We start from the raw sequence: 24,247 nt of genomic DNA, 5'->3' as shown, positions 1-24,247 counted from the left end.
CGGGTCAGGCGTTCTGTCTGACCAGCATATAGATGCGATAGACGGCGATGCTGGGGATCAGCTGCAGAAAGCCCGACAGGGTTTGCAGCATGATCTCCGGCACCGCGGCCTCGGCGAACTGCCGGGTGATCCAGGCGTCGAGCAGCCAGGCCGGCAGCACCGTAGCCAGGATGCAGGCCAGTAGGGTGAAGAAGTGCCCGCGGCTCAGACGCAGACTGCCGCGCAGGGCGTCCAGCGGTGCCCGTCCTTCAAGGACCAGCAGATTCTCGGCAAAGGCCAGCTTGGCCATGATCAGGAAGCCCGGCACGATCAACAGCGAAAAGCCCAGCATCACCAGCCCCGAGGTCAGGGCCGCGAGGAGGGCGAAGCGTGGCCAGAGCAGCAGGGCGGCGCCCCAGGCGCCGCTCAGACGCGGTGTGGTGCCCTGGGTGCGTGCTTCCAGAAAGATCAGCAGCGCGGCGGTGTACAGCGGATAGCAGAGCAGGCTGACCAGCATGTCCCACAGCCCGCCCTCGACGCCGAAGCGTTCCAGCACCTGATAGCGCAACAGGGCTTCGAGCAGTAGCCAGGGCAGGGTGAGGACAGCCAGGGGCCGCAGATTGCGGGCAAAGAAAGACAGCGAGTCGCGCAGGATATCGACAGGGTTCATGCAGCTCTTCCAGACGGGCAGGAGGGCAGTCTAGCAGGGCGACCCGGTCGTCCGCAGGCGTTCGAGCATGGCCGCGCTGGAGGTGACGGTGGCGTACTCGCCGTGCAGATTGGCCATGGCCATCGCATGGACTTCTTCGGCACTGCGCGGCTGCCCGGCGAAGTCGCGCTTGGCGAAGGTGTAGCAGGCATCTTCGGCGACCCAGGTGGTGAAATCCAGATTGCCGGCGCTGCGCGCCGTGGCTTCCACCGAATTCTCGCTGGCTACGCCACAGATCAGCAGCGACGCAATGCCGCGCTGGTGCAGCCAGCGCTCCAGACCGCTGTTGGCGAAGGCGTCGGGGACCTGCTTGTCGAACACCGGCTCGCCGGGCAGGGGCGCCAGAGCTGGCTGGAATTCCACCCCGGTCTGGCCCGGCCAGAAGACCGAACTCGGACTGCGCGACAGGTGCCGGACATGCAGCAGGGGCGCCCGGGCCTGACGCCAGGCCGCCAGCAGATCGGCCATGCGCCGTTCGGCATCGGGATGGTTGCGCGGCCCTAGGTGCGGGGCGCGGATCCCCTGTTGCTGGTCGATCAGGATGAGCAGGGGCGGCATGGGGAGGCCTCGCTGGCAAAGGCTCAGGCTCCCGCAGTCCTGGCCGGTTGTCCAGTCATGGATGCCCACCCGGAACTACCTATTAGGGCGGCTCTTCAGATGGAAAGGGCATCCGCGGGTCACTGGCTGAACCCCTGCTGAATGCCGTGTGGACTCAACTTGAAAAGCGACCACTGCGCCTTTATCTGGCATAACGGCGCACAACCTTGCGCCTTTCGACATCCAGGCCGTTCCCAGGGGAAGGCCACCAGTAGACCGTCTGCGGGAGGGTCATCATGCAACGCGAAGAAAGCCAGCTGATCGAAGGTCTGTTCGACCGTCTCAAGACCACGGAAGCCCAGACGGCGCCCCGTGACCGGGAAGCCGAGGCATTGATCCAGCAGCGCCTGCGCGAGCAGCCCGCAGCGCCCTATTACATGGCCCAGGCGATGCTGATCCAGGAGGCCGCCATCAAGCGCCTGGACCAGCGCGTCAAGGAACTGGAAAGCCAGATGGCCCAGGTCCAGCAGAATCGTCCAAGCAGCGGCGGCTTTCTCTCCAGCCTGTTCGGCGGCGGTAGCAATCAGCCCACGGGTGGTCAGGCACCGGTCAATGCCGCGCCGTCGCGGGGCTGGAACGATCCTGGTCCGGCGGCCTCACGTCCTGGCACTCCAGGTTATGCCCAGCCCAATCCCGGCTATGGCCAGCCTGCCCCGGGCTATGGCGCGCCCCAGGCGGCGCCCTCGCGCATGGGCGGCTTCATGGGCGGCGCGCTGCAGACGGCGGCCGGGGTCGCCGGTGGCGTGCTGGCGGCCCAGGCCATCTCGGGGCTGTTCCATCATTCGCAACCCGAGGAGATCGTCAACGTCATCAACGAGACCCCAGCCGCCGATCAGGGCCTGGCCGATGCCGGCGCCCAGGGTGGCTGGGCGGACAACGCCAGCTACGACAACGGTGGTGGTTTCCAGGATGCCGGCTACCAGGATAACGGCGGCTTCCAGGATGCGGCCGACTATGGCGATACCGGCGGCGGTTTCCTCGACGACAGTGGCGACGACGACTCCTTCATCTAGCCTGTCGTGTCGAGCCAGCCCTGGTGCCGTGAGGCCCCAGGGCTTCTTTGTCGGCGCTTTCAGCTGGAGGCAAGCGGCAGCGGGCGTTCGAAGGGTGTCGACAGCACCACCACGGTACGGCTCATGCCGAATTGGGTGAGGGTATCGATGAGGGTCTCCAGTTCGCTCATGTCGCGCACGGCGGCGCGCAGCATCAGACAGTCCTCGCCGGTGACCCGGTGGCAGGCGAGAAGCTGGGGCAGGGCTTCCAGTTTCTTCAACAACGGTCCCTGGCTGGTGCTGTGCAGACGCAGGGAGATGAGGCATTCGGTGCCGTAGCCCAGGGCACGGCGATCGATGCGGGCGCCATAGCCGGTGATGATGCCGGCGTCCTCGAGTTTGGCGATGCGCTCGGCGATGGCCGGCGCGGAAAGACCCAGCCGGCGACCCAGGTCGGCGTAGCTGGCGCGCCCCTCTACCAGCAGCAGGTCGATGAGGCGGCGATCGATATGGTCCATTTCCGTTTCCTGCCTTCGAATCGAAGGTCACTGTCCTTAAAGTCTGCTGAATCAAAGGCTGGTTAGGCCCTTTCTATCTCGACTGTATCTTAGCCGTCCGGTCGCGCGCTCCTACAATGTCAGCCTGACCTCTCCGGAATCTCTCGCGCATGGACACCTCCCCCTCGCCCTGCCTCGTGCCGCGCCTGCCCACTTGGCTGCCCTTGCTGGCGGCCTTTTTCGCGCTCTATGTGGTCTGGGGTTCCACCTATCTGGTGATCCGCATCGGCGTGGCCCACTGGCCGCCGCTGCTGATGGCGGGGCTGAGGTTCCTGATCGCGGGGAGTCTGCTGTTGGGCTGGCTGCGCCTGCGTGGGGCGCCCTGGCCTACAGCGCACGAGACCGCGGCGGCCGCGGTGATCGGCATCCTGCTGCTGGGCGTGGGCAACGGCGGCGTGACCCTGGCCGAGCACTGGGGCGTGACCTCCGGTATCGCCGCGCTGTCGATCGCCACGGTCCCACTGTTCACCCTGCTGTTCGGCCTGCTCTGGGGGCAGCGCAATACCCTGCTGGAGTGGGCCGGTATTGCTCTGGGCCTGGTGGGGATCGCCTTGCTCAACCTGGGCGATACCATGAGCGCCACGCCGCTGGGGGCCGCAGTGATCCTGCTCGCGGCGGCGGCCTGGGCCTTCGGCTCCATCTGGAGTCGCTATCTGCCGTTGCCACGCGGGGCCATGGCCAGCGCGGTGGAGATGCTGGTGGCCGGTGCGGTGCTGCTCGGCGCCAGCTACCTTAGCGGCGAGCGCCTGCAGCACTGGCCGGCCCTGGGCGGCTGGCTGGCGCTGGGCTATCTGGTGGTGTTCGGTTCGCTGATCGCCTTCAGCGCCTATCTCTATCTGCTGGGGCGGGTACGTCCGGCCGCCGCCACCAGCTACGCCTACGTCAATCCGGTGGTAGCGGTGCTGCTGGGCACCCTGTTCGCCGGTGAGCGGATCGGTCCGGCGGAAATGCTGGCCATGCTGGTCATCGTCGGCGCGGTGGTGCTGATCGGGCTGCCGCAGTGGCGACGGCGCTGAGAGCCTGATCAAAGTCTGCTGCGCGTCGGCCAAACTGCGTTGAAAAGGCCTGGAAGGCCAGCCCCGTCGGAATGCTCATTTACCGCTCGTAAACTCCGCTTCCTCAGCCATTTTCGCCTTGCTTGGCTCTAACTCGCGAGACGTTGAACAGGCTCAGAGGGCAGGCTAGGCTGGCGCGTCATCCCAGCGGAGTCCGCCATGAGCCAAGCAGTCACCCCCGCCTTTGCCGAAGAGCCGCTCGAAGCCAGCGAGATCCGCGTCCTCGGCAGCCTCATCGAAAAGCAGCTGACCACGCCGGAAAGCTATCCCCTGACCCTCAATGCCCTGGTGCTGGCCTGCAACCAGAAGACCAGCCGCGAGCCGGTGCTCAACCTCACCCCGGGCGAAGTGGGGCAGGGACTGCGACGTCTGGAAGAACGCGGCCTGGCGCGCCTGGTCATGGGCAGCCGGGCGGATCGCTGGGAGCAGCGGTTGGACAAGGCCCTGGAGCTACCGCCGCCCCAGTGGGTGCTCTGCGCGCTGCTGTTCCTGCGGGGCCCCCAGACCCTGGGCGAGCTCCTTGCCCGCAGCGGTCGGATGCATGCCTTCGACGATACCGAGCAGGTGCGCCACCACCTGGAGCGCCTGATCGCTCGCGGTCTGGCCACCGGCCTGGGTCGGCAACCCGGTCAGCGTGAAGAGCGCTATCTGCATCTGTTCGGCAATGCGGCGGACCGCGATGCCCAGGTCGCCCAGCTCGGCAGCGCCGCCGAAGGCAGTCCGTCCGCAAGCGGACGCGAAGGCCGACTGGAGGCATTGGAAGCCCGGGTCGTCGCCCTGGAAGAGCGCCTGGCGCGGCTGGAGGAGGCCGCTCAGCGCGGATAGAGCGGCGGCAGGGTATCGTGCACGGCCGCGGGCGTCAGCGGCGGCAGGGCATTGATCGCCTGCCACAGCGTCTCGCCCTGCCAGCGCTGACCGGCTTCGCTGTAGAGCGCCCCATTGAGATCGTCGAGGGCAGCGGCCAGGGGCTCGAATCGCGCGCCCATGGCCGCCAGGGTTTCCGGCTGCTGCCGCGCCCAGGCGTCCAGGGCGTGGCGGGTCACATGGGGATCGTTGCTTTGGCAGGCACGGCGCAGCTCTTCGCGCTGCAGGCGACTGTCGAGATCGGGGACCGTCGGCAATACCGCTGGCTGGCGGCGGGCGCGCCACCAGAGGCCGAAGCCGAGCAGCGTGGTCAAGGCGAAGAAGGCCGTCGCCAACTGCCAGCGCCAGAGTCCCTTGGCACTAACGCTGATCTGGGTGGCGGCCGGAGCCGCTACGGGCTGCAGAGTCGGATCTTCGGCGACCACCAGCGGCTGGGCGGGCAGGGTGGCGCGTTCGAGGGTATCGGTCTCGGTGTTCCACCAGACCACCTCCACCGGCGGTAGGACCTTGTCCCCCGTGGACGTTGGTATCAGGGCGACTCGTTCCTCGCGCTGTCCGACCAGGCCGCGCGCCTGGGTCTGCAGGGACAGCCGCGGCTGCTCGGCATAGCGCTTCACGCCCTCGATATCGGGCAATACCAGCGGGGGCAGCTGACCGGGCGCCAGGCCTTCGGCACGCAGCTGCAGGGTGCGGGTCAGGGCGCTGCCTTCGCGGGCGTCTGCCGGCGCGGGATTCCATTGCTGCGTCAGGGTCAGGCTGCGCGCCGGCACCCAGGGGGTCTGCGGCGGATAGCTGGCCGGCTGCGGCAGGACTTCCAGGGTCAGCGCGGGGGTGCGTAACTGGATCGGCTGACCGGCACGGGAGCTGTCGTCGAGACCGCCGGCCAGGGTGGCGCTGAAGGTCTGGGGCGGCAGCACCAGGGTGCCGCTCTGCAGCGGATGGATGGCGTAGCGCCATTCGATCACGCCATGCCGTACCCCCTCGACGTCGCGCTCGTAGACCTGCGGGGTGCCCAGCAGATCCACGCGCGCCTCGCTGGGGTTGGGCGGGGTGAGCACATGGTCGTCATAGAGCGCCACGGCGTGGTAGAGGCGGATGGTCAGGATGGTTTCCGCCTGCACATAGAGCCGGGTGCGCTCCACTGCGGCTTCCAGATAGACCGGTTCGCGGGCTTGGCGCTTGGCGGCAGTGGCCTCCACGGTGACGGTCAGCGGCTGGCTGCGGGCGCCGCCCAGGGTCAGGGCGGGAATGGTCAGGGCGCCGCTGGCCTTGGGTTGCAGGGTCACGTTCCAGCGGGTGGTCACCCGCTCGCCGGGCGGCAGGCTGTTCTGTCGCACCCCGAGTACCCGGAAGTCCTGGTCCAGTGGGCCGAGATCGGGCTTGCCGAACTGGGCGGGATCGGTGGTCTCGAGAATGAGTTCCAGGGTCTCATTCTGACTGAGCTGACTACGCTCCAGGCGCGCACTGAGATCCGCCGCCTGGACCAGGGGCGCGAGCAGCATGAGGGGCAGCAGCAACGGATGGGACTTCATTGCAGCGCGTTCTCCTCGCGTTGTTGTTGCTGGTACCAGAACTTGCGGCGCAGCAACTCGGCCGGGTTGTCGGGAATCTCTCGCAGCCATTGCTCGGCGGCCTGACGCTGTTCTTCCGCCAGGGGATCTTCGGCATAGGCCGGCGCGACGAGCCAGTCCGCGCCGGCCTGGGCCTGCTGCTGCGGACTGGCCGCAGCGGTCGCCGTGGACGGCGAGGTACTGCTGCTGGCCGGCTCGTCCGCCTGGGCGCTGCTCTGGCTGGCGTTCTGCGCCTTGCGACTGCGGGCGGCGGCCTCGGCCTGGGCCGCGGCGCGCTGGGCGAGCAGGCGTTCGAGACGGTTGCGATTACGCAGGGCAGCGGTCAGATCGGGGCGCAACACCAGCGCCGCCCGGTAGGCGCGCAGAGCCTCTTCCAGGCGTCCGGCCATGGCCAGGGCATTGCCGCGATTGTAGTGGCCGTCCGCCGACGGATCCCGGGCGAAGGCCGCGGCGGCGCCGCTGAAGTCGCCCGCGCGATAGCGTGCCACGCCGCGCCAGCGCTCGTCGGTGAAGAGGTCGGCGGCCGCCGCGGGCTGGTCGTCGGCCAGCAGCTGCAGGGCCTGTTGATCGCGGCGCAACCAGAGGTCGTCCCAGCTGCCGGCTTGGGCGGGAGGCGGCGTCAGCAACAGGCAGAAGGGCAGGCACAGCAACCAGCCGCGGCGTGCACCGCAGGCGACCAGAAGCAGTAGGGGCAGGAGCAGCAGGTAGCCCTGGTCGCGCCAGTCCGAGGGGCCCTGGCCATCGCCGGCCCGCACAGCGTCGGGGCGTTCCAGCAGACCGAGGCGACGCAGGTCGCTGTCGTCGCGCTGCAGACGTTGATAGCGCCCGCCCAGCTCGCGGGCGACGCCCTGCAGGTGGCCTTCGTCCAGTCGGGCGATGCGGATGCCGCCGGCGGCATCGCTCAGGTAGTTGCCGGTCTCGGCGGCCACCGGGGCGCCCTGAGGCGTACCCGGACCGAGGATCGCCAGCTGGCGCAGCCGACCCTGCAACTGACGCTCGATCCCCTGCCGTTCGCGGTCATCCAGGTCGCTGGCGATGAGCAGCAGTCGGGCGCTGGCACTGGGGGCCGGGCCGAGCAACTCCAGGGCCTGGGCGATGCCCAGGTCGGCGCGCTGGCCTGGCACCGGCATGATCGACGGCCGCAGCGCCTTGAGCAGATTGTCCATGGTCGGCAGATCGTCGGTCAGGGGCACCAGGGTGTGAGCGCTGCCGGCATAGACGACGAAGGCGGTCTCGCCGTCCTGGCGCGCCCTGAGCAGGTCCTGCAACTTGCGCTGCACCGCCAGCAGGCGATTGGGGGTGACGTCGGTGGCGAGCAGGTCGGGCGTCAGCGCCAGCACCACCACCAGCGGATCGTTGCGGCGAAAGTTCTGCTGTTCGCCCTGCTGCCAGCTGGGGCCGGCCAGGGCCAGGCAGGCCAGCAGGCCGGCCAGACCCAGCAGCACCAGGCCGAGGGGCGAGCGCTGGCGCTCGCTGTCGCTGAGCAGCCAGGGTTGCAGCGCCGGCGGCAGCAGCGCCTGCCAGCGCCCGTGGCGATGGCGGCGCTGGCGAAGTGACCAGATCACCAGAGCGACCGGCAGCAGCGCCAGCAGCCACCAGGGACGCAGGAACAGCGGCAGCCAGTCGTTCATGTGGCCTTGCCTCCGCGCCGCCAGCGCCGTGGCCACGGCAGGCGGCCAAGGGCCAGGGCCAGGCCGAGCAGCAACGCCCCGGCCAGCGGCCAGGCATAGAGCTCGCGGGTGGGACGGGCCTGGTCCGGCTGCTGGCGGATGGGTTCGAGACGGTCGAGCTGGTGCGACACGGCGGCCAGTTCGGCGCTGGATCTCACCCGGAAGTAGGCGCCGTTGGTGACCTCGGCGAGGTGCCGCAGCATGGGTTCGTCAAGGTCGCTGGGCGTCGTGCCGGCACCCAGGGTATCCGGGTCGGCGCCGATGCCCAGGGTATAGACGCGCACCCGCTCGCTGGCCGCCAGGCTGGCTGCCACCGCGGGCGTCAGCACGCCGCCGTTGCTGGCCCCGTCGGTGACCAGGATCAGGGTGCGGCTGTTGTCCGGGCGCTTGCGCAGGTGCTTGACCGCCAGGCCCACGGCGTCGCCCACCGCCGTGTTGCGCCCCGCGAGTCCGATCTGGGCTTCTTCGAGGAGGGCATGCACCGTGCGCCGGTCGGCGGTCAGGGGCGCCTGCAGATAGGCCTGGGAACCGAACAGGATCAGCCCGACGCGATCGCCCTGGCGGCTGTCGATGAAGCGGCCAAGCAATTGCTTGACCAGGCTCAGGCGGCTGACGCTCTCGTCGCCCAGCTGCATGTCCGGGGTGTCCATCGAGCCGGAGACATCCACCGCCAGCAGCAGGTCGCGACCGCTCACGTCCAGCGGCTGGGGCGGTCCCACCCATTGCGGCCGGGCCGCCGCGCCCAGGATCAGCAGCCAGCCCAGCAGAAAGGGCAGCAGACGGCGGGCGCCGCCCAGGCCGCCGGTATGGCGGGTGCGCCCGCCGAGGTGTTCGAGTTCACCGAGGAATTCCACACGCAGGGCCGCCTGGCCGCTGTCGGCCGCCGGCAGCAGTGCGCGCAGCAGCCAGGGCAGCGGCAGCAGCAGCCACAACCAGGGCCAGGCGAATTCAAACATGCTTGCGGATCCAGGTGGCGACGGCGTCCTGCAGGCCGTCGATGGCGCGGTCGTCCAGCCGGCAATCCGGGCGATAGCCGCCATCGACCAGGATCATGTAGCGCGTCAGACCGGCCGCCGGACAGCGCGAATCGAGAAAGGCCAGCCAGTCGCGCCCGCTCAGGGTCTGGCTCAGCTGATCCGGATAGCTGGCCCGGCAAAGGCGCTTGAGTAGGGCGTTCAGGGCCTGCAACCAGGGCCCGGCCGGCGCGCCATAGGGGCGCGGCAGCCGCGCCAGCTCGGCCAGGGCGGTGGTGCGCAGGTCCTCTTCGGTAGTCGGCTCGACGAGGGGCGCGCTGACCAGGGGCCGCCGACCATGGCGGTGACGCAGAAAGAAGCCCAGCGCCACCACGACCAATACCAGCAGCCACCAGCCCGGCGCCGGTGGCCAGAAGGCCGGCTCCGGCGGCAGCCGCAGCGGCTCCAGACTTGGCGGCCCGGGCGTCACGAGGTGTACCCCGGACGGTGCTGGCGCAAGAGATGCCGCAACTGCTCGATCAGGTCGTCCGCGGTGGACAGCGGCAGCAGCGGAATGCCCAGCCGCAGACTGAGTTCCGTCCAGCGCTCGCGGCGCTGGGCGGCCTGCTCGGCATAGCCCTGGCGGACGTCGGCACGGTCGGTATCCAATTCCACTTCTGCCTGGCCGCTGGCGAAGCGCAGCAGACCGGCCTGGGGTAGTTCGTGATCCAGAGGATCGGAAAGCGGCAGCAGGACCAGGTCACTGTGCCGCGAGAGCAGGGTGAGATGCTGCTCGGTGGCCACGTCTAGGCTGCGCTCGTCGCAGATCACCAGTGCCAGGCTGCCGGGGCGCAGCACCTCACGGGCGCGGCGTAGCACCTGGTTGAAGGTAATGCGCGGCACCTGGGCCAGGGCCGGATCCTGCAGCGCCCGATTGGCGTTGATCAGGTGATCGAAGAAGCGCAGCAGATTCTGCTTGCTGCGCCGTGGGCGGACCTCGTGCAGGCGTTCGCCGCCAAAGATCATGCCGCCGATGCGGTCGTTGTGCTCCAGCACCGCCCAGCCGATCAGCGCGGCCAGGCGTCCGGCCAGCACCGACTTGAATTGCCGGCGGGTGCCGAAGAAGGTGCGCGGACTCTGCTCCAGCAGCAGATAGACCGGCCGCTCGCGCTCTTCGTGGAACAGCTTGGTATGGGGTTCCCGGGTGCGGGCGGTGACGCGCCAGTCGATGGCCCGTACGTCGTCACCGGGCTGATAGGCGCGCACCTGATCGAAATCCACGCCGCGACCGCGCAGGCGTGAATGGTGCAGGCCGATCAGCGGGCTGCGCCGTCCGGCGGCGGAAAACAGCTGCACCTCGACCACCCGGTGGCGCATCTCGATGAGCTCGGCCAGGCCCAGGGTCACGCCGTCGCGCTCGGGCATCTCAGGCCACGGCCACCAGATCGAGGATGCGTTGCACCACCCGGTCATGGTCGATGCCGGCGGCCTCCGCCTCGAAGGACAGGATGACGCGATGACGGAGGACGTCGAACACTACCGCCTGGATGTCCTCCGGGCTGACGAAGTCCCGCCCGGCCAGCCAGGCATGGGCGCGGGCGCAGCGATCCAGGGCGATGGAGCCGCGCGGACTGGCGCCATAGGTGATCCAGTGCGCCAAGTCCTGGTCGAAACGGCCCGGGGTACGAGTCGCCATGATCAGCTGGACCAGGTACTCCTCCACGGCGTCGGCCATGTACAGACCGAGCACCTCGCGGCGCGCGGCGTTGATGGCCGCCTGGGTGACGCGCTCGGTCGGCAGGGTCTCGCCGTCCAGGGCTTCGCCACGGGCCTGGGCCAGGATGCGGCGCTCCACCGAGGCGTCGGGATAGCCGATCTTGACGTGCATCAGGAAGCGATCGAGCTGGGCCTCGGGCAGCGGATAGGTGCCTTCCTGCTCGATAGGGTTCTGGGTGGCCATCACCAGGAACAGGTCGGGCAGGGGATAGGAGGTGCGGCCGATGCTCACCTGGCGCTCGGCCATGGCTTCCAGCAGCGCCGATTGCACCTTGGCCGGCGCCCGGTTGATCTCGTCGGCCAGGACCAGGTTGTGAAAGATCGGGCCCTGCTGGAAGGAGAAGCTCGCCGTGTCGGGACGATAGATCTCGGTGCCGGTGATGTCGGCCGGCAGCAGGTCGGGGGTGAACTGGATGCGGTGGAAGTCCGCTTCCAGGCCTTCCGCCAGGTCCTTGATGGCCTTGGTCTTGGCCAGCCCCGGGGCGCCTTCCACCAGCAGGTGACCATCCGCCAGGACCGCGATGAGCAGGCGCTCCACCAGGGTTTCCTGGCCGAGGATCTGGCTGGTCAGGTAGGTGCGAAGCACCTGCAGAGCGTCACGGTGAGCCATGGGGCATCCTGAATACGGCGCTGGAGCGGTCAAGGGTGCTGGATTTTACTGCAAGCGGCGGCTGCCGCCCATGCCTGCGCTGACGTCGCGTCCAGAGCAGCCCTTGACGAAATTTTGACGTGCTCCTGATCAGGCTGGGCGACTGTCGACGCGGCAGAGGTCTCGCTTCGGCATGGCGCGATGCGGCAAGACTGGCGTGCTACCGCTGGATGGTTAAACTCCCACGCCTACCGACCGCGCCCGAGGCCTCTGCGTGGCCGATCCCGAGCCGCTGGCCACCCGCCGCGAATCCCTGCTGCTTTTGACAAGGTGTTTTCATGTCGCAAACGGAAGTCCCCCAAACCCCGCGCGCCGCGGGCGCTCGCCCGCTGCCGACGCTGGGCAGCCACCTGAGCTTCGTCCTGGGCTGCGGCCTCGCGCTGCTGGTCATGTTCACTCTGCTGCGCCTGGCGCTGCTGGGCTACAACACCGACCTGATCGGCGCATCGCCCTTCGCCACCTTCGCCGAGGCCTTCTTCAATGGCGCGCGCTTCGACCTGCGCCTGGTGGTCTATATCTGCGCCCCCTCGCTGTTCTGCCTGTTCAGCCTGAGGGCCATGGCCGCGCGCCGGCTGCAGGCCGGCTGGTTCACCCTGGCCGCCAGCCTCTGTTTGTTGCTGGGCGTCGCCGAGCTGAACTTCTATCGGGAATTCCACCAGCGGCTGAACAGCCTGGTGTTCCAGTACCTGCAGGAAGACCTGCACACCGTCACCAGCATGATCTGGAACGGTTTCCCGGTGGTGCGCCTGCTGCTGGCCTGGGCGGTGGCGACCCTGCTGCTGGGCCTGGTGTTCTTTGGCATCGAACGAGCCACCCGGCGCCATGCCGCGCTGCGACCGGCCGCCTGGTACCGCCGGGGTGCGGTGTTCATGCTCTGCCTGGTGGTGGCCGTCATCGCCGCCCGCGGCACCCTGAGATCCGGGCCGCCGCTGCGCTGGGGCGACGCCTATACCACCGATTCGATGTTCGCCAACCACCTCGGCCTGAACGGTACCCTGACGCTGATCGACGCCGCCGAGAACAGTTTTTCCGATCACCGCGACAACAGCTGGAAGGCCACCATGCCGGCCGCCGAGGCCCTGGCCACCACCCGGCAGCTGCTGCTGACTCCGCGCGACGAGCTGATCGACGCCGACAAGGCCGCCGTCCGCCGGATCTATACCCCGCCCGCCGACGGCCAGCTGCCCAGGGTGCGCAATGTGGTAGTGATCCTCATGGAAAGCATGGCCGGTCGCTACATCGGCGCCCTGGGCAACGAAGACGGCATCACGCCGAACTTCGACGCCCTGGCCAAGCAGGGCACCCTGTTCACCCGCTTCTTCTCCAACGGCACCCATACCCACCAGGGCATGTTCGCCACCATGGCCTGCTTCCCCAATCTGCCGGCCTTCGAGTATCTGATGCGCATGCCCGAGGGCGCGCACCAGTTCTCCGGCCTGCCGCAGCTGCTCAGTACCCGTGGCTTCGACGACGTCTACGTCTACAACGGCAACTTCCAGTGGGACAACCAGTCCGGCTTCTTCAGCAACCAGGGCATGACCCGGTTCGTCGGGCGCGAGGACTTCGTCAATCCGGTGTTCATGGATCCGACCTGGGGTGTCTCCGACCAGGACATGTTCGATCGCTCGGTGCAGGAACTGGACAAGCTGGCCAAGGCGCCGGACGGCAAGCCCTTCTATGCGCTCTTGCAGACCCTGTCCAACCACACCCCCTATGCGCTGCCCAAGGACCTGCCGGTCGCGCCGGTCACTGGCCACGGCTCGCTCGACGAGCACCTGACCGCCATGCGCTACGCCGACTGGTCGTTAGGTCAGTTCTTCGCCAAGGTCCAGCACGAGCCCTGGTACCAGGACACCCTGTTCGTCATCCTCGGCGACCATGGCTTCGGCAACAACGAGCAGATCACCGAGATGGACCTGTCGCGCTTCAACGTGCCACTGCTGCTGATCGGTCCGGGCGTGCAGGACACCTTTGGCGCCCGTCGAGACACCGTGGGCAGTCAGATCGACGTGGTGCCCACCGTGCTGGCGCGCTTCGGCAAGCCGACTCAGCACCAGTGCTGGGGCCGTGACCTGCTGGGCTTGCCCCAGGGCGATCAGGGCGTGGCGGTGATCAAGCCCTCGGGCAGCGACCAGACCGTGGCCCTGGTCACCGGCGATCGCATCCTGGTCAAGCCACGCGATCGTGACGCCGTGCTCTATCGTTACCACCTGGGCACCCAGGCCGGTGGCGAGGTGCTCAAGGGCGATGCCAGCGCGCCCGAGCTGCAGAAGCGCCTGGAGGCCTTTATCCAGACCGCCACCGCCAGCCTGCTCGGCAACACCACCGGCATGAACGACAGCAAGGCCGCCGCCGCCCAGCGGCAGTAACCCTTGCCCATGAAAAAGGCCGCCCGCGGGCGGCCTTTTCTTTGGTCGGCAGAAGTCAGGCGGCGATGACCACGTCTTCGGCCTGCAGGCCCTTGTCCCGCTGGATCACCGAGAACTCCACGCGCTGGCCTTCCATCAGCACCCGATGACCTTCGCCGCGGATCGCGCGGAAGTGCACGAAGATGTCGTCGCCGGTGTCGCGGGAGATGAAGCCGAAGCCCTTGGAGGTGTTGAACCACTTCACCGTGCCGCGCTCGCGGTCATCGGCCAGCGGCCGTGCCGGGATCGCTGCGGCCGCTACGGGGCGCGCCGCCGGGCGAGGACGAGCCTCCGCATCGAGCGCGGGCGCATTGCCGGCCGGGGTGCGAAACTTTTCCGGCAGACTGGCCAGGGCGGCGACCAGGGTCAGACCCAGGGGCAGCAGCTCGGCCGGCAGCCCGCCGATCTGCTCCAAGGGCGCCAGCAGGATAAAGGTTTGGGCCACGACGGCGATCACCAGCAGGGCGCTGGCGAGTTTCTGGGCGCCACTGCTGCGGCTGCGGGAGAAGGGTGTGAAGAGGAGGGTGGCAAGACCCAGCAGGGCCAGGTGGATGGACTCGGGTTGATCGAAGGACGAGGTGTCGGACTGCAGTCCGGGAATCGCCGATAACAGGAGCGCAGCAGCGCCCACCACGACATGGACAGTAGATAACGTGTTCAATGTGAAATCACCTTGGGATAGAGAACACGGGTCTGCCGAAACTGCCGAAACAGTGCTCGACAGCGGCGTGACCCGGCGCTAGGTGCGCGTCCTTATTAAACCCAAAAGGTGAAGGCCACTCAATCGTGGCACCGTCGCAGGTCCGCGCCCGCGACGGTGCCCGGACTCAGGCGGCGAGCAGGCTGCGCAGCATCCAGGCGGTCTTCTCATGGGTCTGCATGCGCTGGGTCAGCAGATCGGCGGTGGGCTCGTCGTTGACCTTGTCCAGCAGCGGGAAGATGCCCCGCGCGGTGCGCACCACGGCTTCCTGACCCTGCACCAGCAGGCGGATCATCGCCTCGGCGTCCGGTACGCCTTCCTCTTCCTTGATGCTCGACAGGCGCGCATAGGCGGCGTAGGTGCCCGGTGCCGGGAAGCCCAGGGCGCGGATGCGCTCGGCGATGTCGTCCACCGCCACGGCCAGTTCGGTGTACTGCGTCTCGAACATGAGGTGCAGGGTGTTGAACATCGGCCCGGTCACGTTCCAGTGGAAGTTATGGGTCTTCAGATAGAGGGTGTAGGTGTCGGCCAGCAGGCGCGACAGGCCCTCGGCGATCTGGGCGCGATCCTGTTCGGCGATGCCGATGTTGATTTCCATGCTGATGGCTCCTGTGCGGCGGTTACGAAAGGCTCCGAGGCTATCACAGAACCGCTGGCCGTTTAGCCAGTGTTGGCATGTCGAGCTGCGTGCCCGGCTACGGTAAAATCGTGGCGGATGATATAGAATCTCCCGTTAAGTCGAGCGCCCGGTCTTGCTGGCCCGGCGCCTCCACGCATTCAGCCTGTTCTAGAGAAGCGAAACCACGACCATGATGCGCAGCCACTATTGCGGCCAGTTGAACGAGAGCCTGGACGGCCAGGAAATCACCCTCTGCGGTTGGGTCCACCGCCGCCGTGACCACGGCGGGGTCATCTTCCTCGACATCCGCGATCGCGAAGGCCTGGCCCAGGTGGTGTTCGATCCGGATCGCGCCGAAACCTTCGCCAAGGCCGACCGCGTGCGCAGCGAATACGTGGTCAAGCTCACCGGCAAGGTACGTCTGCGTCCCGAGGGCGCGCGCAATGCCAACATGGCCTCCGGCGCCATCGAGGTGCTGGGCTATGAGCTGGAAGTGCTCAACGAAGCGGAGACCCCGCCGTTCCCGCTCAACGAATACACCGACGTCGGTGAAGAGACCCGCCTGCGCTATCGCTTCATCGACCTGCGTCGTCCGGAGATGGCCGAGAAGCTCAAGCTGCGTTCGCGCATCACCTCCAGCATCCGCCGCTACCTGGACGAAAACGGTTTCCTCGACGTGGAAACCCCGATCCTGACCCGTGCCACCCCCGAGGGTGCCCGCGACTACCTGGTGCCCAGCCGCACCCATCCCGGCAGCTTCTTCGCCCTGCCGCAGTCGCCCCAGCTGTTCAAGCAGCTGCTGATGGTCGCCGGCTTCGACCGCTACTATCAGATCGCCAAGTGCTTCCGTGACGAAGACCTGCGCGCCGACCGCCAGCCGGAATTCACCCAGATCGACATCGAGACCAGCTTCCTCGATGAAAAAGACATCATGGACATCACCGAGACCATGGTGCGCAACCTGTTCAAGGAAGTGCTGGACGTCGAGTTCGGTACGCTTCCGCACATGACCCTGGCCGAAGCCATGCGTCGCTTCGGTTCGGACAAGCCGGACCTGCGCATTCCGCTGGAACTGGTGGACGTGGAAGACCAGCTCAAGGCCGTCGACTTCAAGGTCTTCGCCGGCCCGGCCAACGATCCCAAGTGCCGCGTCACTGCCCTGCGCGTACCGGGCGGGGCGAGCATGCCGCGCAAGCAGATCGATGACTACACCAAGTTCGTTGGCATCTACGGCGCCAAGGGCCTGGCCTACATCAAGGTCAACGAGCGCGCCGCTGGCGTCGAGGGGCTGCAGTCGCCCATCGTCAAGAACATCCCGCTGGACAACATCAACGTCATCCTCGACCGCGTCGGCGCGGTGGATGGCGACATCGTGTTCTTTGGCGCGGACAAGACCAAGATCGTCTCCGAAGCCCTGGGCGCGCTGCGCATCAAGCTCGGTCACGACCTGAACCTGCTGACCTGCCAGTGGGCGCCGCTGTGGGTGGTCGACTTCCCGATGTTCGAGGAAAACGACGATGGCAGCCTGACCGCCATGCACCACCCCTTCACCTCGCCCAAGTGCAGCCCGCAAGAGCTCAAGACCAACCCCGGTGCCGCGCTGTCGCGCGCCTACGACATGGTGCTCAACGGCACCGAACTGGGCGGCGGTTCCATTCGTATCCACGACAAGAAGATGCAGCAAGCCGTCTTCGAGGTGCTGGGGATCAGCGAAGCGGAACAGGAAGAGAAGTTCGGCTTCCTGCTGGACGCCCTGAAGTTCGGCGCACCGCCCCATGGCGGGCTGGCCTTCGGCCTGGATCGTCTGGTGATGCTGATGACCGGCGCCTCGTCGATTCGTGAAGTCATCGCCTTCCCGAAGACCCAGAGCGCGGCCGACGTCATGACCCAGGCGCCCGGCGCCGTCGACGCCAAGGCCCTGCGCGAGCTGCACATCCGCCTGCGCGAGCAGCTCAAGGCGGAATAAGCCTTACCGGAGGAGGGCGCCCAAGTCGGCGCCCTCCGTTTCCTTTTTCATTGCGTCGCGGCCCTCGCGGCTGGCGCAGTCTTCGTCAAGACATTGGAGTAGCTTATGGCCGGTCATTCCAAATGGGCCAACATCAAGCATCGCAAAGAACGCCAGGATGCCAAGAAAGGCAAGATCTTCACCAAGATCATCCGTGAGCTGACCGTGGCCGCGCGCCAGGGCGGCGGCGTTCCAGCCGACAACCCCCGTCTGCGCCTGGCGGTGGACAAGGCGCTCACCGCCAACATGACCCGCGACACCATCGACCGGGCCATCGCCCGTGGCGTGGGCGCCGGCGAAGGCGAGAACGTCGAGGAACTGACCTATGAAGGCTACGCCCCGAGCGGGGTCGCCATCATCGTCGAAGCCATGACCGACAACCGCAACCGCACCGCGGCCGAAGTCCGCCACGCCTTCAACAAGTGCGGTGGCAACCTGGGTACCGACGGCTCGGTCGCCTATCTGTTCGAGCGCAAGGGCCAGATCAGCTACGCCCCTGGCCTGGACGAAGACGCCCTGATGGAAGCCGCGCTGGAAGCGGGTGCCGATGACGTGGTGGCCAACGACGATGGCTCCATCGACGTCTTTACCAGCTTCGCCGACTTCATTGCCGTCAATGAAGCCCTGACCGCCGCCGGCTACAAGGCCGACGAAGCCGAGGTGACCATGATCCCCTCGACCTCCGCGACTCTGGATCTGGATACCGCGCAGAAGGTGCTCAAGCTGATCGACATGCTCGAAGACCTGGACGACGTGCAGAACGTCTATTCCAATTCCGACATCCCCGACGACGTCATGGCGCAGCTCGGCTGATGTCCCTCTACGAGCGCCTGCCGCCCGATGCGCCCGGCACCCTGGTGCTGGGCATCGACCCGGGCTCGCGGCTGACCGGCTTCGGCGTGGTGCGCGACACTGGGCGGGGCTGCGAGTACGTGGCCTCCGGCTGCATCCGTACCGGTAACGGTCCGTTGCCTGAGCGGTTGCAGATCGTCTATCGCGGTGTGCGCGACGTCATCGCCCAATACGGGCCGGTCACCATGGGCATCGAGCAGGTGTTCATGGCGCGCAACGCCGACTCGGCGCTCAAGCTGGGTCAGGCCCGGGGTGCGGCCATCGTCGCTGGCGCCGAGGGTGGCCTGGAGATCTCCGAATACACCGCGAGCCAGGTCAAGCAGGCCGTGGTCGGCAACGGCGGGGCGGACAAGCAGCAGGTGATGCTGATGGTCATGCACCTGCTGCGGCTGACCGAAAAGCCCCAGATTGACGCCTCCGACGCCCTGGCCATCGCCCTGTGCCATGCCCATACCCGGCAGAGCCTGGTCCCCCATGGCCTGCTGGCGACTCGCCGCCGCGGCGGTCGTCTGCGGCTCTAGTCCTATTCGCTCAACCCTCTCGCTCCAACGTTAGGAAGGTAACCCTGTGATCGGTCGTCTACGTGGCACCCTGGCGGAAAAGCAGCCGCCCCATCTCCTGCTCGACGTGGGCGGAGTCGGCTACGAGGTAGAAGTGCCCATGACTACCCTTTATCGGCTGCCGGCCCAGGGCGAGGTCGTCACATTGCATACCCACCTCGTGGTACGGGAAGATGCGCACTTGCTGTACGGGTTTGGCGAAAAACGCGAGCGAGAGCTGTTTCGCGAGCTGATCCGACTCAATGGTGTCGGCCCCAAGCTGGCCCTGGCGTTGATGTCCAGTCTCGAGGTGGATGAATTGGTTCGCTGTGTTCAGGCCCAGGACACCTCTGTCCTGGTCAAGGTGCCGGGAGTGGGCAAGAAGACCGCCGAACGCCTGCTGGTCGAGCTCAAGGACCGTTTCAAGGCCTGGGAAAATCTGCCGACCATCGCGCCCCTGGTTCTGCCGAACCAGGCCGCCGGCGCCGCCAGCGCCGAGGCCGATGCGGTCAGCGCCCTGGTCGCCCTGGGGTTCAAGCCCCAGGAAGCCAGTCGCGCCGTCGCTGCCGTGGAAGGGGAAGACCTTTCCAGCGAGGAACTCATCCGTCGCGCCCTGAAGGGCATGGTCTGATCCCATGATAGAAACCGATCGCCTGATCTCGGCCGGTGGCCGCGACCGAGAGGAATTCCAGGATCGCGCCATCCGTCCGGTGCGCCTGGCCGACTACATCGGCCAGCCGGTGGTGCGCGACCAGATGGGCCTGTTCATCCAGGCGGCCAAGGGCCGAGGCGAGGCCCTTGACCACACGCTGATCTTCGGCCCACCCGGCCTGGGCAAGACCACCCTGGCCAACATCATCGCCCAGGAAATGCAGGTTTCCCTCAAGAGTACCTCAGGCCCCGTGCTGGAGCGCCCGGGCGATCTCGCGGCGCTGCTGACCAACCTGGAAGCGGGCGATGTGCTCTTCATCGACGAGATCCATCGGCTCTCGCCCATCGTCGAGGAGGTGCTCTATCCGGCGATGGAGGACTACCAGCTCGACATCATGATCGGCGAGGGTCCGGCGGCGCGCTCCATCAAGCTGGATCTGCCGCCCTTCACCCTGGTCGGGGCGACCACCCGCGCCGGCATGCTGACCAATCCGCTGCGTGACCGCTTCGGGATCGTTCAGCGCCTGGAGTTCTACGGCACCGCGGACCTGGCCACCATCGTCACGCGTTCGGCCGGCATTCTGGGCCTTGCCATCGAAGCCGAAGGGGCGATGGAAATCGCCCGCCGGGCACGGGGCACGCCGCGGATCGCCAACCGCCTGCTGCGGCGGGTGCGGGACTTCGCCGAGGTCCGCGGGCAGGGCCATATCAGCCACGACATCGCCAGTCGTGCCCTCGACCTGCTGGACGTCGACGCCCAGGGCTTCGATCACCAGGATCGCCGTCTGCTGCTGACCATGATCGACAAGTTCGACGGCGGCCCGGTAGGGGTGGACAGCCTGGCGGCAGCCATCAGCGAAGAGCGTCACACCATCGAAGACGTGCTGGAACCCTATTTGATCCAGCAAGGCTATATCATGCGCACGCCGCGCGGGCGGGTGGTGACCCGGCATGCCTATCTGCACTTCGGACTCAACCTGCCGACGCGTCTGGCCCAGGGCGGTACGCCCGATCTGTTCGAGGTCAATGGTAACTAAATGCAGTTGCGAACATTTCTGATTGGCAACGGCGAGGCTAGGTTCTAGAGTATGCACGCGCAATCGCGGAGCCCGTCGCCGTCCGTCCTCAGGTGTCGTGTCTACTACGAAGATACCGATGCCGGCGGCATCGTCTACTACGTCAACTACCTCAAGTTCATGGAACGCGCCCGCACCGAGCGACTGCGCGCGCTGGGCTATGCCCAGTCCGAACTCGCCCGGGACGGTCTGCTCTTTGTCGTCCACAGCAGCGAAGCGCGCTACCATGCGCCCGCGCGCCTGGATGACGAACTGCTGATCGGCGCCGAGGTGGTCGAGGCGAAGCGCGCCAGCCTCAGGTTTTACCAAGAGGTGCGGCGGGCAGAAGACGAGGTCCTGCTCTGTGAAGGGTGGGTGACGGTCGCCTGCGTGCGTGCTGACAGCTTCAGGCCCCGGGCGATCCCGACGGCCATGCGAACGGTTCTTGCCGGAAATCCGGCGTCAATTCAATCAGGAGATTAAGCGTGCAACCCAACGTCGACCATATGTCCATGTGGAGCCTCGTCGCCAATGCCAGTCTGGTGGTGCAACTGGTGATGCTCATCCTGGTCGCAGCCTCTGTCACGTCCTGGATCATGATCATCCAGCGCGGCAATGCCATGCGTGCCGCCAAGCGTTCCCTGGATGCCTTCGAAGAAAAATTCTGGTCGGGCATCGATCTGTCCAAGCTGTATCGCCAGGCCGGCAGCAACCCCGACCCGGACTCCGGCGTCGAGCAGATCTTCCGCGCCGGCTTCAAGGAGTTCTCCCGCCTGCGTCAGCAGCCCGGCGTGGATCCCGATGCGGTGATGGAAGGCGTCTCGCGCGCCATGCGTGTCGCCATCTCCCGTGAGGAAGAGAAGCTCGAGCAGGCCCTGCCGTTCCTGGCCACCGTCGGTTCCACCAGCCCCTATGTGGGTCTGTTCGGTACCGTCTGGGGCATCATGAACTCCTTCCGTGGCCTGTCCACGGCGCAGCAGGCGACTCTCGCCACCGTGGCGCCCGGCATCGCCGAGGCCCTGATCGCCACCGCCATCGGTCTGTTCGCCGCCATTCCCGCCGTCGTGGCCTACAACCGCTTCGCCGCCCGTTCGGAAATGCTGATCAACCGCTACTACACCTTTGCGGACGAGTTCCAGGCCATCCTGCACCGCAAAGTCCACGCCAGCGACGAATAAAGAGGTATCCCATGGTTCCTCGCCGCCAGAAACGCAAGCCCGTCGCCGAGATGAACGTGGTGCCCTACATCGACGTGATGTTGGTGCTCCTCGTCATCTTCATGGTGACGGCGCCCATGCTCAATCAGGGCGTCAAGGTCGACCTGCCCAAGGTCGACAGTCAGGCCCTGCCGCAAGACAACGACAAGCAGATCCTCACCGTCTCGGTGAAGTCCGACGGTACCTACTACTGGAACGTCGGGTCCGAGGTGGATACCGATCAGAAGGCCAAGTCCGAGACCGCCGTGTCGCTGCCGCAACTGAGTCAGCAGGTCGGTGCCATCATGCGTCAGCGTGCTGACACCCAGGTGTTCATCCGCGGTGACAAGGCCGCCAACTATGGTGTCGTCGCCGGTGCCATGGGTGCCTTGCAACAGGCCGGCGTGCCCAACGTCGGGTTGATTACCGAGGCGCCTTGATGCGACACCGCGAGCGTTCGTCGTCCGAAAGTTATTTCTGGCCGGTCATCTGGGCAGTCGCCCTGCATGTGCTGATTTTCGGCCTGCTGTTTGTCAGCTTCGCCTTTACCCCTGAATTGCCCCAGTCGCGCCCGGTGGTTCAAGCGACCCTGGTCCAGCTCAAGTCGAAGAGCTCGGCGCAGGTCCAGACCGAGCAAAAGTTGGCAGGGGAGGCGAAGAAGACCGCGGCCAAACAGTACGAGCAGGAGCAGCTGGAGCAGCGTCGCGAGCAGCAGGAAGCCCAGCGTGAAGCGGCGGCGGCCAAGGCGGCTCAGCAACAGAAGGAAGCCCAGCACCAGGCCGCGGAACAAAAGAAAGCCGACGACGCTCGAAAGGCGCAGCAAGCGGAAGCGGCAGCCAAGGCCGCCGAGGCCAAGGCTGAGGCCGAGAAACAGTCCGAGGCCGCCAAGGCGGCTGCGGAAGCCAAGCAGGCTGCCGAGCAGAAGAAGCAGGCGGACATCGCCAAGAAGAAAGCCGACGAAGCCGCCAAGCAGAAGGCGGCCGACGAAGCGGCCAAGAAAGCGGCGGCAGAAGCGGCCAAGCAGAAATCGGCGGAAGAAGCCAAGCAGAAGGCCGCGGCCGAGGCTGCCAAGAAGGAAGCGGCAGCGGAAGCGGCGAAGAAGAAAGCGGCTGACGACGCCAAGAAGAAGGCTGCCCAGGCAGCTGCACGCAAGGCGGCCGAAGACAAGAAGGCCCAGGCGCTGGCGGAGCTGTTGTCCGATGATACCCAGCGGCAGCAGGCCCTGGCCGAAGAGCAGGGCGACGAGGTGGCATCGAGCTTCGATGACCTGATCGTGCGTCTGGTCAGCGAGCAGTGGACGCGTCCGCAATCGGCGCGCAACGGCATGAGCGTCGAAGTGCAGATCAACATGCTGCCGGATGGGACCATCACCAGCGCGACGGTGACCCGTTCCAGTGGCAACAAGGAATTCGATAATTCAGCGGTATCGGCCGTGCGTAACGTCGGTCGTATCCGTGAGCTGCAACAGCTGGATCGCAAGACCTTCGATCAGCTGTACCGTCAGCGCCGCATGATCTTCAAACCGGAGGACCTGAGTCTGTGAACACCCTGATCCGTTACATTCTGCTGGGCCTGGTCCTGGTGGTGGGCTCCGCCCAGGCGGCCGATCCGCTGGTGATTTCCAGCGGTAGTGATCGCGCCATCCCGATCGCCGTCGTGCCCTTCGGGTGGCAGGGTGGTCAGCCGCTGCCGGAAGATCTGGCCAACATCGTCAGCGACGACATGCGCAATTCCGGGGTGTTCTCGCCGATTCCGCGCCAGAACATGCTGAGCCAGCCGAGCCAGGCCAGCGAAGTGATCTTCCGCGACTGGAAGGCCCTGGGCGCCAACTATGTGCTGGTGGGCAACGTCGTGCCCAACGGTGGTCGACTGCAGATCAGCTACGCCCTGTTCAACGTGTCCACCGAACAGCAGGTCCTGACCGGCAATGTCGGCGGCAGCACCGATCAGCTGCGCGACATGGCGCACTTCATCTCCGACCAGGCCTATGAAAAGCTGACCGGGGTGAAAGGTGCCTTCTCCACGCGCATCCTCTATGTGACCGCCGAGCGCTTCTCCGCGACCAACACCCGCTATACCCTGCAGCGCGCCGACTATGACGGTGCCCGCTCGGTAACCCTGCTGCAATCGCGAGAACCCATCCTGTCGCCGCGTTTCGCGCCGGACGGCAAGCGCATCGCCTACGTCTCCTTCGAGCAACAGCGTCCGCGCATCTTCCTGCAGTACATCGATACCGGTCGTCGCGAGCAGCTGACCAACTTCGAAGGTCTGAATGGCGCTCCGGCGTTTTCGCCCGATGGCAATCGTCTGGCCTTCGTGCTGTCCAAGGACGGCAACCCCGAGATCTATGTGATGGACCTGGGCTCCCGTGCCATTCGTCGTGTGACGAATGACTCCTCCATCGATACCGAGCCGTTCTGGGGCAAGGATGGTCAGACCATTTACTTCACCTCCGATCGCTCCGGCAAGCCGCAGATCTACAAGGCCAGCGTCAGTGGCGGGGGTGCTGAGCGCGTGACTTTCGTTGGCAACTACAACGCCAACCCGAAACTTTCGGCGGATGAAAAGACGCTGGTCATGGTGCATCGCCAGGAAGGTTTCACCAACTTCCAGATCGCTGCGCAAGACCTCCAGCGCGGCTCTGTGCGGGTACTTTCCAACACCAGCCTCAACGATTCGCCCACTGTTGCGCCCAATGGCACCATGCTAATCTACGCCACCCGCCAGCAGGACCGAGGCGTACTGATGCTTGTCTCCATCAATGGTCGCGTCCGGATTCCTCTTCCCACCGCCCAGGGTGACGTGCGCGAGCCTTCCTGGTCTCCTTACCTGAACTGACGGCTAATTAGA

General features: G+C 66.6%; 25 protein-coding genes and 1 pseudogene. 14 read left to right on the top strand and 12 right to left on the bottom strand.

All coding sequences use genetic code 11. The features are described 5' to 3' along the window. Window positions 1-4 precede the first annotated feature (4 nt). Both V6W80_RS15740 and V6W80_RS15735 read right to left on the bottom strand, forming a co-directional pair. Window positions 5-649: a YciC family protein gene (locus tag V6W80_RS15740; RefSeq protein ID WP_338544778.1), complete on the bottom strand. Its 645-nt coding sequence runs from the start codon at window positions 647-649 to the stop codon at window positions 5-7. Between the two features lie 30 nt (window positions 650-679). Then, on the bottom strand, window positions 680-1,246 hold the full coding sequence (locus V6W80_RS15735) for a cysteine hydrolase family protein (RefSeq protein WP_338544777.1): 567 nt from the start codon (window positions 1,244-1,246) through the stop codon (window positions 680-682). 275 nt (window positions 1,247-1,521) lie between these two features. On the opposite strand from V6W80_RS15735, the gene V6W80_RS15730 reads away from it, so the two are divergent. Further along, window positions 1,522-2,298 (top strand): DUF2076 domain-containing protein, encoded by a 777-nt coding sequence (locus V6W80_RS15730; RefSeq protein WP_231354800.1) that lies wholly within the window; start codon window positions 1,522-1,524, stop codon window positions 2,296-2,298. 59 nt (window positions 2,299-2,357) lie between these two features. Here V6W80_RS15730 and V6W80_RS15725 read toward each other — a convergent pair whose 3' ends face one another. Next, window positions 2,358-2,795, bottom strand: a complete 438-nt coding sequence (locus V6W80_RS15725) for an Lrp/AsnC family transcriptional regulator (RefSeq protein WP_338544776.1) — start codon at window positions 2,793-2,795, stop codon at window positions 2,358-2,360. A gap of 149 nt (window positions 2,796-2,944) precedes the next feature. On the opposite strand from V6W80_RS15725, the gene yedA reads away from it, so the two are divergent. Continuing rightward, complete coding sequence (yedA, locus tag V6W80_RS15720; RefSeq protein ID WP_338544775.1) at window positions 2,945-3,850, top strand: drug/metabolite exporter YedA; 906 nt, start codon at window positions 2,945-2,947, stop codon at window positions 3,848-3,850. Between the two features lie 198 nt (window positions 3,851-4,048). Then, window positions 4,049-4,714, top strand: coding sequence for a YceH family protein (locus V6W80_RS15715; protein WP_064308317.1), 666 nt, complete (start codon window positions 4,049-4,051; stop codon window positions 4,712-4,714). Here V6W80_RS15715 and V6W80_RS15710 read toward each other — a convergent pair. From V6W80_RS15710 to V6W80_RS15685, 6 genes are read right to left on the bottom strand one after another with little or no spacing between them, the layout of a single operon-like run. Continuing rightward, window positions 4,702-6,285 (bottom strand): BatD family protein, encoded by a 1,584-nt coding sequence (locus tag V6W80_RS15710; protein ID WP_338544774.1) that lies wholly within the window; start codon window positions 6,283-6,285, stop codon window positions 4,702-4,704. The two genes, V6W80_RS15715 and V6W80_RS15710, sit on opposite strands and share 13 nt — an antisense overlap. Next, complete coding sequence (locus tag V6W80_RS15705) at window positions 6,282-7,955, bottom strand: tetratricopeptide repeat protein (RefSeq protein ID WP_338544773.1); 1,674 nt, start codon at window positions 7,953-7,955, stop codon at window positions 6,282-6,284. The genes V6W80_RS15710 and V6W80_RS15705 overlap by 4 nt, the downstream gene beginning before the upstream one ends. After that, a complete protein-coding gene (locus V6W80_RS15700; protein WP_338544772.1) occupies window positions 7,952-8,950 on the bottom strand; it encodes a VWA domain-containing protein in 999 nt (332 codons plus the stop codon). Before V6W80_RS15700 ends, V6W80_RS15705 begins: the two co-directional genes overlap by 4 nt. Continuing rightward, window positions 8,943-9,437 carry a DUF4381 domain-containing protein gene (locus V6W80_RS15695; protein WP_184286583.1) on the bottom strand — a complete coding sequence of 165 codons (495 nt, stop codon included), beginning with the start codon at window positions 9,435-9,437 and terminating at the stop codon, window positions 8,943-8,945. The genes V6W80_RS15700 and V6W80_RS15695 overlap by 8 nt, the downstream gene beginning before the upstream one ends. After that, window positions 9,434-10,372: a DUF58 domain-containing protein gene (locus V6W80_RS15690; RefSeq protein ID WP_064308312.1), complete on the bottom strand. Its 939-nt coding sequence runs from the start codon at window positions 10,370-10,372 to the stop codon at window positions 9,434-9,436. Before V6W80_RS15690 ends, V6W80_RS15695 begins: the two co-directional genes overlap by 4 nt. A gap of 1 nt (window position 10,373) precedes the next feature. Beyond that, window positions 10,374-11,333 carry an AAA family ATPase gene (locus V6W80_RS15685; RefSeq protein WP_017642109.1) on the bottom strand — a complete coding sequence of 320 codons (960 nt, stop codon included), beginning with the start codon at window positions 11,331-11,333 and terminating at the stop codon, window positions 10,374-10,376. A gap of 317 nt (window positions 11,334-11,650) precedes the next feature. Here V6W80_RS15685 and V6W80_RS15680 point away from each other — a divergent pair, with 317 nt between their 5' ends. After that, window positions 11,651-13,741 (top strand): LTA synthase family protein, encoded by a 2,091-nt coding sequence (locus V6W80_RS15680; RefSeq protein ID WP_338544771.1) that lies wholly within the window; start codon window positions 11,651-11,653, stop codon window positions 13,739-13,741. Between the two features lie 55 nt (window positions 13,742-13,796). Here the strand turns inward: V6W80_RS15680 and V6W80_RS15675 are convergent, their stop codons facing one another. The 3 genes and pseudogenes from V6W80_RS15675 to V6W80_RS15665 form a co-directional block, all read right to left on the bottom strand. Beyond that, on the bottom strand, window positions 13,797-14,012 hold the full coding sequence (locus V6W80_RS15675) for a cold shock domain-containing protein (RefSeq protein ID WP_160923550.1): 216 nt from the start codon (window positions 14,010-14,012) through the stop codon (window positions 13,797-13,799). 168 nt (window positions 14,013-14,180) lie between these two features. Further along, window positions 14,181-14,411, bottom strand: a pseudogene (locus V6W80_RS15670) (cold shock domain-containing protein membrane protein); the annotation flags it as partial. A 196-nt stretch (window positions 14,412-14,607) separates the two neighbouring features. Further along, the gene (locus V6W80_RS15665) at window positions 14,608-15,078 is read right to left on the bottom strand and encodes a Dps family protein (protein ID WP_017642112.1); all 471 of its coding nucleotides are present in this window, start codon (window positions 15,076-15,078) and stop codon (window positions 14,608-14,610) included. 211 nt (window positions 15,079-15,289) lie between these two features. Between V6W80_RS15665 and aspS the strand changes: the two genes are divergently transcribed. From aspS to tolB, 10 genes are all read left to right on the top strand, one after another. Then, the gene (gene aspS / locus V6W80_RS15660) at window positions 15,290-17,065 is read left to right on the top strand and encodes an aspartate--tRNA ligase (RefSeq protein ID WP_338544770.1); all 1,776 of its coding nucleotides are present in this window, start codon (window positions 15,290-15,292) and stop codon (window positions 17,063-17,065) included. A gap of 105 nt (window positions 17,066-17,170) precedes the next feature. Further along, window positions 17,171-17,917 carry a YebC/PmpR family DNA-binding transcriptional regulator gene (locus V6W80_RS15655; RefSeq protein WP_338544769.1) on the top strand — a complete coding sequence of 249 codons (747 nt, stop codon included), beginning with the start codon at window positions 17,171-17,173 and terminating at the stop codon, window positions 17,915-17,917. After that, complete coding sequence (gene ruvC / locus V6W80_RS15650) at window positions 17,917-18,477, top strand: crossover junction endodeoxyribonuclease RuvC (RefSeq protein ID WP_007160336.1); 561 nt, start codon at window positions 17,917-17,919, stop codon at window positions 18,475-18,477. Before V6W80_RS15655 ends, ruvC begins: the two co-directional genes overlap by 1 nt. A gap of 46 nt (window positions 18,478-18,523) precedes the next feature. Further along, a complete protein-coding gene (ruvA, locus tag V6W80_RS15645) occupies window positions 18,524-19,126 on the top strand; it encodes a Holliday junction branch migration protein RuvA (RefSeq protein ID WP_017642115.1) in 603 nt (200 codons plus the stop codon). A gap of 4 nt (window positions 19,127-19,130) precedes the next feature. Further along, entirely contained in the window at window positions 19,131-20,183 is a 1,053-nt protein-coding gene (ruvB, locus tag V6W80_RS15640) for a Holliday junction branch migration DNA helicase RuvB (RefSeq protein ID WP_017642116.1), read from the top strand. A 51-nt stretch (window positions 20,184-20,234) separates the two neighbouring features. Next, window positions 20,235-20,684: a tol-pal system-associated acyl-CoA thioesterase gene (gene ybgC / locus V6W80_RS15635; RefSeq protein WP_017642117.1), complete on the top strand. Its 450-nt coding sequence runs from the start codon at window positions 20,235-20,237 to the stop codon at window positions 20,682-20,684. A gap of 2 nt (window positions 20,685-20,686) precedes the next feature. Beyond that, window positions 20,687-21,379, top strand: coding sequence for a protein TolQ (tolQ, locus tag V6W80_RS15630; protein WP_026083969.1), 693 nt, complete (start codon window positions 20,687-20,689; stop codon window positions 21,377-21,379). Between the two features lie 11 nt (window positions 21,380-21,390). Then, window positions 21,391-21,837, top strand: coding sequence for a protein TolR (gene tolR, locus V6W80_RS15625; RefSeq protein WP_017642119.1), 447 nt, complete (start codon window positions 21,391-21,393; stop codon window positions 21,835-21,837). After that, window positions 21,834-22,940: a cell envelope integrity protein TolA gene (tolA, locus tag V6W80_RS15620; protein ID WP_231354809.1), complete on the top strand. Its 1,107-nt coding sequence runs from the start codon at window positions 21,834-21,836 to the stop codon at window positions 22,938-22,940. Before tolR ends, tolA begins: the two co-directional genes overlap by 4 nt. After that, entirely contained in the window at window positions 22,937-24,235 is a 1,299-nt protein-coding gene (gene tolB / locus V6W80_RS15615) for a Tol-Pal system beta propeller repeat protein TolB (RefSeq protein WP_017642121.1), read from the top strand. Before tolA ends, tolB begins: the two co-directional genes overlap by 4 nt. The last annotated feature ends 12 nt before the right edge of the window (window positions 24,236-24,247 follow it).

Source organism: Pseudomonas benzopyrenica (assembly GCF_036884265.1).
GTDB lineage: Bacteria > Pseudomonadota > Gammaproteobacteria > Pseudomonadales > Pseudomonadaceae > Chryseomonas > Chryseomonas benzopyrenica.
The sequence above is the reverse complement of the archived record's forward strand: the minus strand, read 5'-3'. Positions and strand labels throughout refer to the sequence as shown.

Excerpts from the sequence above, each read along its gene's own strand:
- V6W80_RS15740 (WP_338544778.1), bottom strand. The coding sequence starts at position 649 with ATGAACCCTGTCGATATCCTGCGCGACTCGCTGTCTTTCTTTGCCCGC.
- V6W80_RS15735 (WP_338544777.1), bottom strand. The coding sequence starts at position 1,246 with ATGCCGCCCCTGCTCATCCTGATCGACCAGCAACAGGGGATCCGCGCC.
- V6W80_RS15730 (WP_231354800.1), top strand. The coding sequence starts at position 1,522 with ATGCAACGCGAAGAAAGCCAGCTGATCGAAGGTCTGTTCGACCGTCTC.
- V6W80_RS15725 (WP_338544776.1), bottom strand. The coding sequence starts at position 2,795 with ATGGACCATATCGATCGCCGCCTCATCGACCTGCTGCTGGTAGAGGGG.
- yedA (WP_338544775.1), top strand. The coding sequence starts at position 2,945 with ATGGACACCTCCCCCTCGCCCTGCCTCGTGCCGCGCCTGCCCACTTGG.
- V6W80_RS15715 (WP_064308317.1), top strand. The coding sequence starts at position 4,049 with ATGAGCCAAGCAGTCACCCCCGCCTTTGCCGAAGAGCCGCTCGAAGCC.
- V6W80_RS15710 (WP_338544774.1), bottom strand. The coding sequence starts at position 6,285 with ATGAAGTCCCATCCGTTGCTGCTGCCCCTCATGCTGCTCGCGCCCCTG.
- V6W80_RS15705 (WP_338544773.1), bottom strand. The coding sequence starts at position 7,955 with ATGAACGACTGGCTGCCGCTGTTCCTGCGTCCCTGGTGGCTGCTGGCG.
- V6W80_RS15700 (WP_338544772.1), bottom strand. The coding sequence starts at position 8,950 with ATGTTTGAATTCGCCTGGCCCTGGTTGTGGCTGCTGCTGCCGCTGCCC.
- V6W80_RS15690 (WP_064308312.1), bottom strand. The coding sequence starts at position 10,372 with ATGCCCGAGCGCGACGGCGTGACCCTGGGCCTGGCCGAGCTCATCGAG.
- V6W80_RS15685 (WP_017642109.1), bottom strand. The coding sequence starts at position 11,333 with ATGGCTCACCGTGACGCTCTGCAGGTGCTTCGCACCTACCTGACCAGC.
- V6W80_RS15680 (WP_338544771.1), top strand. The coding sequence starts at position 11,651 with ATGTCGCAAACGGAAGTCCCCCAAACCCCGCGCGCCGCGGGCGCTCGC.
- V6W80_RS15665 (WP_017642112.1), bottom strand. The coding sequence starts at position 15,078 with ATGGAAATCAACATCGGCATCGCCGAACAGGATCGCGCCCAGATCGCC.
- aspS (WP_338544770.1), top strand. The coding sequence starts at position 15,290 with ATGATGCGCAGCCACTATTGCGGCCAGTTGAACGAGAGCCTGGACGGC.
- V6W80_RS15655 (WP_338544769.1), top strand. The coding sequence starts at position 17,171 with ATGGCCGGTCATTCCAAATGGGCCAACATCAAGCATCGCAAAGAACGC.
- ruvC (WP_007160336.1), top strand. The coding sequence starts at position 17,917 with ATGTCCCTCTACGAGCGCCTGCCGCCCGATGCGCCCGGCACCCTGGTG.
- ruvB (WP_017642116.1), top strand. The coding sequence starts at position 19,131 with ATGATAGAAACCGATCGCCTGATCTCGGCCGGTGGCCGCGACCGAGAG.
- ybgC (WP_017642117.1), top strand. The coding sequence starts at position 20,235 with ATGCACGCGCAATCGCGGAGCCCGTCGCCGTCCGTCCTCAGGTGTCGT.
- tolR (WP_017642119.1), top strand. The coding sequence starts at position 21,391 with ATGGTTCCTCGCCGCCAGAAACGCAAGCCCGTCGCCGAGATGAACGTG.